The following is a 5,661-nucleotide window of genomic DNA, read 5'->3' as shown; positions in this document are numbered from 1 at the left end:
TCACAACAGAGGCGGAGATGAAATATAAACACGCCCTAGCAGCGACTGAACGCCTGTTCCAGATCGTTAATCAAATCTTTGGCATCTTCCAATCCAACTGACAGCCTGATGAGACTGCCGTCCACATCAGCTTGTTTGAGTGTTTCTTCGGACAAACCAAAATGCGACGTGTAAATCGGCTGGGTAGCAAGACTCTCTACTCCACCCAGGCTGGGCGCTATGGCAAACACATTCAGACAATCAACAAAACGCTCGGCCATTGCGGCATCACCCTCAATGTAAAAGCTGACCATACCGCCAAAACCAGACATTTGCTGGTGAATAAAATCATGGTGAGGATGTCCCTTTAATCCGGGATAACAGGTTTTACGGACCTTTGAATGTGTGTCCAGATAGTCAGCGATCAGCTGAGCATTAAAATTATGCCGTTCTACCCGGAGTGCCAATGTGAGAAGGCTGCGTGATAATTTATGTGCAACTTCCGTCGAGATCGTCTGACCGAGGTTTTTACGCCAATCATTGATAGCTTCAAGTTGCCCAACACGCCCGGACAATACACCAGCAGTCAAGTCACTGTGACCACCCAGATACTTTGTTGCACTTTGCACAGTAAAGTCTGCCCCAAGCACTATCGGGCACTGATTGACAGGCGTTGCAAACGTATTGTCTACCACTAACAACGCATCGTATTCATGTACCAGTTTTGCCAACCGTTTGATGTCTTGGAGCTGTAATGTAGGATTACTCGGCGTTTCGATAAACACCAATGCCGGTTTGTCAGCTTTCAGTGAAGTTTCTACTGCTTTAAGGTCTGTTTTTTGCAATGAAAAAGTATTGATACCCAGTGCTGGCAGTTGTTTACTTAAAAGCTGCTGGGTGCCGCCATATACATCCCCAACACAAAGAATACCCCGAGTCGCAAAATGCATAAACAAGGCGGAAATTGCTGCCATTCCGGAAGAAAATGCCAGGCTGGCTTCAGCATTATCCAATTGAGCCAGTTTACCTTCCAGGGCCGTGATAGTTGGATTCATCCCATAGCGACTATAAAAAGCGCCCGGTGCCTTACCCTCCATCACATCTCGCATGGCCTGCGTGCTCTCGAATGCAAACAGGCTTGTGTCATATAGCGGGGGTTTTGGCGAACCTTGATCATTTTGATAGGAATCACTGTGTATGCACTCAGTCATTGTCAGCTTTGATTTCATGCCGATGTCTCCTTGATAAACACAAGTTTTTTGCCAAAAATCTGATAGTTAGCATCCAGTATCAATGAATTAAATGTTCTGAACAAAAAAATCCGGCCGAAGCCGGATTTTTTAGAAGTGCAATAAGGCAAACTAACCCTATTTCAAATAAAACTCATCAAACTCAGGATTTGTTGTCAGTAATTGGATCAACATCCGGCTCAATGTCCCAATAAACTTTATCAAGACCTTCGGCCTGTGCATCATCCGATACATCCAAACCAGTGGTATGCTTCAGAACAAAGGACAATACCAAGGCGGTAATAATACCGAAGCCAAGACTGACCACGATGCCCACCAACTGCATTACCACGCCAATCTCACCATGCTGGAAGGCATACGCACCTTCTTCAATACCGAGATAACCGCCACGTGGTACACCGATATGCAATAGCCCTGTCATGATAAGACCATAGGAACCTACACCGGCAAATAATGGCAATAATTTATGTTCATCAATTTGTTTTCTTTGCAAAAACTCATAAATGACATAAGCAACAATTGGCGCGCCCAGAGCGACCAAAAACATTTGCCAAGGAACATACACGTCAAAACCTGAGGCACCAGCGACATAGCCAGCCAATGGTCCCAGCAGTAAATAGCTGAACTTCCGCGTTGAATAAGCCAGAACAGCACCCATTAAAGCACCACCAGCCCAAGCCGCACCATAGTTATTGAACGCAATACCCACACTGGTATCCGCCATGGTCACACTCACTGCCAATGCACCTGGATCAAAGAAGAACAGACACGACAGAATAATCATCGGCAGACCGGCGAAAATTGTCATTATGCCCACTGTCAACAGACCAAGATTTGGCGGGCGGTATTCAGAGACCTTGGGATGAGCCGAGAACATGCCTGGACGAGCTCTCAGCGTACGTGAAAACACCATTGCCATACCGGCAGGGAATAAATAAACGAAACCAACACCAAAGAAGTCATGAAAACCCAGATTAGTCAGTGGACCGACTGAGCCCCAAGTTAACCAGCTAAGAATAGACGAAACAATGGTGGCAACAGCGGCTGTGATGTAATAAGCAGATGGTTTCATTCGTTCTGAAACAGCAAAATGCAACAGAACATTCACAATACCGGCAAAACAAGCGAGAAAGAAAATAAAGATCTGGAAGTTATTCAAACCCGGAAAAACTGCCGGATCCACATTTTGTGCCATTGAATTTGACAGCGTACCACCCGCCCACCAGTCCTTGATGGTATCAACCAGCGTGTAATCTACCATGATGTAATATTGTGATGCCCAAAAAGCAAAACCAATCAGAAAATAAACGGTAAAGCCGATAAAAAAACCCACCATCTTTTCTATTGTTGCATTAAAAATATTACGTCTTCGTACCCCCCCAACATCAATCAGCATTAAGCCAATCACCACAAAGATAGCCCCGACTGTACCCGAGGCGTAAACAAGATTTTGCAATAGCATGCTCAGGCTGACCTGCTCTGCAAACAAATTTGCGACTTCTGTTTCCATAAAAAGTATCCCTTATTATATTTTTTAACTGCAGATGGGAATTCAACCGCAGGGGTCTGAATCTATTCCCCGGTCAATGGTGTGTCTATTACTCAGACTAATTACCACTTAGGGGGTAATAGCCCTTGATATGGCTTACTTTTTAATGATTTGGCATTATTTGGAGTGAAGAAGCAGCTTTATTTTTTTATAAGAAAAACTAAATTGTTTTCGCAATAAAAATCCAGATAGCTTATTTTGACAATTTGCGGATCTTGCAAGCCTGATTTTTAACAGGAATCTTTGCTGAAAATATGCCAAGTGACTGTTTATAAAAGACTATACAAACTGAGTACTACTTCAGAAGGATTGTCCCTAATCCAGTGACGTTATTTAATCGGTCCGTCACTAACGAAGGAGACATTTTATGAAAATTCAAAAACAGGCTGTTAAAGATCCACAACCAACGATGGGTCTTGATGGTATCAATGCCACATTGGGCGACACCATCGTTTCGGACAGCAAGGACAAAACACTTTGTGCAGGTTTTTTTCACCTGAACAAAACTGATAAACCCCTTGTATACACCTATGATTACGAAGAAATGAAGTATGTTGCAGAGGGCGAATTCTTCATCACTGATGAATCCGGTCAGAAAGTACATGCCACTGTGGGTGACGTGCTGTTTTTTGGCAACGGTGAAACCATTACCTTCGAAACACCGACACGTGGTGTCGGCTTCTTTGTAGGTCAGCGTAAAGCACTGTAATTTGCTAGGGCGTGTTGACCTTTGTAAATCCAGTAATTATTGCCGGCAATCCTGGTTCAGGATTGTCGGCATTAATTTATTCAGCGGTTACCTGCCATCCTGATGATGCTTCCAGACTACCGCCTCCAAACGTGAAGTAAGATTAAGTTTACGCAGGATATTTTTGATATGCACTTTGACTGTGGTATCGCGAATATCCAATTTTCGGGCTATGGTTTTATTATTCATACCTTCAGCCAGACATTCCAGAATTTCATTTTCACGCACCGTCAGATTGACCTCATCTGCACTCACTTTATGTTGTGGGTCAATAAATGCTTTCTTCAATATTTCGGTCATGCTGTCCTGTAGCACGGTGACGCCTACAGCGGCTTTGAGCAAATAATTCCTCAAATCCTCCGGTTCCATATCCTTAAGTAAATAACCATCAGCACCTATTCGCAATGCCTCAAGCAGATTTTCTTCCGCATCCGAGACCGTCAGAACGACATAATGCGCATCCAAATCGGTTTCTTTGAAACGTCGTAATGTTTCCAGCCCATCCATGCCTTTCATATTAAGGTCCAATAAAACCAGATCCGGTTTAACCTCAAGTGCCAGATCTATCCCTTCCTGCCCAGAAGCTGCTTCACCGACAATTTCAAAACTCGGATCATCCGAAATGATCTGTCCTACCCCCTTACGAAATAAAGGATGGTCATCAATCAGCAGTACTCTTATTTTCTCAGTCATATTTTCTCTCGCTATAATTATTGTACTGACTTTGGTGTAAACACCAGCCGAACTCGAGTGCCTCCATGGCGTTTGGCCATCACTTCAAGATCCCCCCCCAGGCTATTGGCACGTTCCTTCATGATGATCTGACCATGATGATCGTAGGTGTTGGTATTGGCCGTAAAACCTATACCATCATCTTCTATGGTTAATACAACATTTCCATTTTTACGCAGCTCAAGGAATATCGCTACATTCTTTGCTTTAGAGTGGCGCACGATATTGGATAGTGCTTCCCGAAGCACGTGCAACATATGGAATTCTTCATTGACCGTCAGGCGGCAATTAACAAGTCGATAGTCAAGATTGATGTTGATACTGGAACGCTGTGAAAACTCATCAATAGTGGTTTGGATAGCATACCCCAAACCCCGTAAGTCCATATGCACCCGGAAGGTGGTAAGCAGTTCACGTAACTCGCGATAAGCCGAATCAAGACCTTGCCGAAGCTCTCCCATCATCTCCGCACTTTTTATCTTGTCATCGCCAGCCGACTGAAGCCGAGCCAGTTGGATCTTCATAAAGGATAAGGATTGTGCCAGCGAGTCATGCAGTTCTCGGGCAATCGCGGCACGCTCCTCCAGTACAGCCAGTCGACGTCCCTCTTCATCATGACTGTGAAACTTGGTAGCCATGGTCAGCAGTTTTGCAGTAATTTCCAGTACCTGGATTTCGGTATTTTCCAGAAATCTGTCTTTTTCTGTCTCAATCAACAAGATACCAAGTGCTGACGCGGGCCCACTGAATGTCACACCCACACAGCGAATTTCTTCACCTTCACTATTCTCTTCCATATAACTGGACATGTTGTTACGGTGCAATTCATCGAATCTTTGATTATCCAGCTTTGGTGGCGGATGATGCGAGAAAATGATTTGCTCACTGGAAATAACCGCCGCATCATCGGTGTAAATAATCGCAACATTAGAAAAGTTCATCGCTCGTTCAAGCGAATAAAGTACTTTAAGCAGCGTTTTTTCACTGAGGATCTCATGGCTGGTTATCTCAATGAAATTAAGTATGAACTCATGAGAACGCAATAAAATAAGCAGTTTTTCATTGGTACGTTCGGCCCAGGCAACCTGTGAGGCATAGCCTTCTATTTTGGCGGTCATTTCAAAAATACGTTGCTCAAGGCGAGTAAACTCATCAGCATTTGGCTCCTGCTTTTGAGCAGGGAACTTGAACATCAGGAAGGTCTGTAACCTATCCATGCGTTCAACCAGAAAATTTTTCGCTCCCAACATAATGGCAATGATGCAGCTGTAGAGAAATAGCAGGCTGATGATATTAAGCAAAGCGATCACTGAAATTTTGATTTCACTATCCCGATGCAAAGCATCCGCCAGCTTTTTATAAGAATCCAAAACATTTTCAGCCAATCTGAGCTGAGTGGCCAT

General features: G+C 44.0%; 5 protein-coding genes. 1 reads left to right on the top strand and 4 read right to left on the bottom strand.

The window, feature by feature from the left end; all coding sequences use genetic code 11:
• Window positions 1-35: 35 nt before the first annotated feature.
• Both B3M51_RS01085 and B3M51_RS01080 read right to left on the bottom strand, forming a co-directional pair.
• Complete coding sequence (locus B3M51_RS01085; protein ID WP_292756251.1) at window positions 36-1,208, bottom strand: trans-sulfuration enzyme family protein; 1,173 nt, start codon at window positions 1,206-1,208, stop codon at window positions 36-38.
• A 163-nt stretch (window positions 1,209-1,371) separates the two neighbouring features.
• Window positions 1,372-2,739, bottom strand: a complete 1,368-nt coding sequence (locus tag B3M51_RS01080; RefSeq protein WP_292756250.1) for an ammonium transporter — start codon at window positions 2,737-2,739, stop codon at window positions 1,372-1,374.
• Window positions 2,740-3,145: 406 nt separating this feature from the next.
• On the opposite strand from B3M51_RS01080, the gene B3M51_RS01075 reads away from it, so the two are divergent.
• A complete protein-coding gene (locus B3M51_RS01075; protein WP_292480755.1) occupies window positions 3,146-3,487 on the top strand; it encodes a cupin domain-containing protein in 342 nt (113 codons plus the stop codon).
• A gap of 87 nt (window positions 3,488-3,574) precedes the next feature.
• Here B3M51_RS01075 and narL read toward each other — a convergent pair whose 3' ends face one another.
• Both narL and B3M51_RS01065 read right to left on the bottom strand, forming a co-directional pair.
• Window positions 3,575-4,219 (bottom strand): two-component system response regulator NarL, encoded by a 645-nt coding sequence (gene narL, locus B3M51_RS01070; protein ID WP_292480762.1) that lies wholly within the window; start codon window positions 4,217-4,219, stop codon window positions 3,575-3,577.
• A gap of 17 nt (window positions 4,220-4,236) precedes the next feature.
• Window positions 4,237-5,661, bottom strand: a 1,425-nt coding sequence (locus tag B3M51_RS01065) for a histidine kinase (RefSeq protein WP_292756249.1), incomplete at its 5' end; no start/stop codon positions are given.

Source organism: Methylophaga sp. UBA2689, assembly GCA_002354555.1.
Taxonomy (GTDB): Bacteria; Pseudomonadota; Gammaproteobacteria; order Nitrosococcales; family Methylophagaceae; genus Methylophaga.
Note: the sequence above shows the minus strand (reverse complement) of the source record. Positions and strands in the feature narration are given on the sequence as shown.

Coding starts and splice junctions, on each gene's coding strand:
- B3M51_RS01085 (WP_292756251.1), bottom strand. CDS start 1,208: ATGAAATCAAAGCTGACAATGACTGAGTGCATACACAGTGATTCCTAT.
- B3M51_RS01080 (WP_292756250.1), bottom strand. CDS start 2,739: ATGGAAACAGAAGTCGCAAATTTGTTTGCAGAGCAGGTCAGCCTGAGC.
- B3M51_RS01075 (WP_292480755.1), top strand. CDS start 3,146: ATGAAAATTCAAAAACAGGCTGTTAAAGATCCACAACCAACGATGGGT.
- narL (WP_292480762.1), bottom strand. CDS start 4,219: ATGACTGAGAAAATAAGAGTACTGCTGATTGATGACCATCCTTTATTT.